Below are 449 nucleotides of genomic sequence, written 5' to 3' on the forward strand. Positions count from 1 at the left end.
AGCCCGAGGGGCCCACCACGGCCACCGTCCGGCCCGCGGGGATCTTGAAGTCCACGCCATGGAGGATCGGCCGGGCGGGCTCGTAGGCGAAATGCACGGCCTCGAAGCGCACTTCCGGGGCGCCATTCAGGTGCAGCGGCGGCGCCTGCGGCGCGTCCTGCACTTCCTGCGGCCGGTCCATCAGCGTGAACATCTTGTCCAGCTCGGTCAGGCTCTGCTTGATCTCGCGGTAGATCACCCCCAGGAAGTTGAGCGGAATGTAGAGCTGGATCATGAACGCGTTGACCATGACCAGGTCGCCCAGCGTCATGCGGCCTTCGGCCACGCCATCCGCCGCGCGCCACAGCATGGCGACGAGGCCCGTGGCGATGATGAGCTGCTGCCCGGCGTTGAGCAGCGACAGCGAGGTCTGGCTCTTGAGCCGCGCGAGGCGCAGGCGCTCCAGGCTC

The 449-nt window shown here is 68.4% G+C and carries 1 pseudogene; it reads right to left on the reverse strand.

Annotation, left to right across the window (positions count from 1 at the left end):
• A pseudogene (locus K9U40_RS23795) lies at nucleotides 1-449 on the reverse strand (metal ABC transporter permease); the annotation flags it as partial.

It is taken from the genome of Xanthobacter autotrophicus, assembly GCF_030015065.1.
Lineage (GTDB): Bacteria > Pseudomonadota > Alphaproteobacteria > Rhizobiales > Xanthobacteraceae > Xanthobacter > Xanthobacter autotrophicus_D.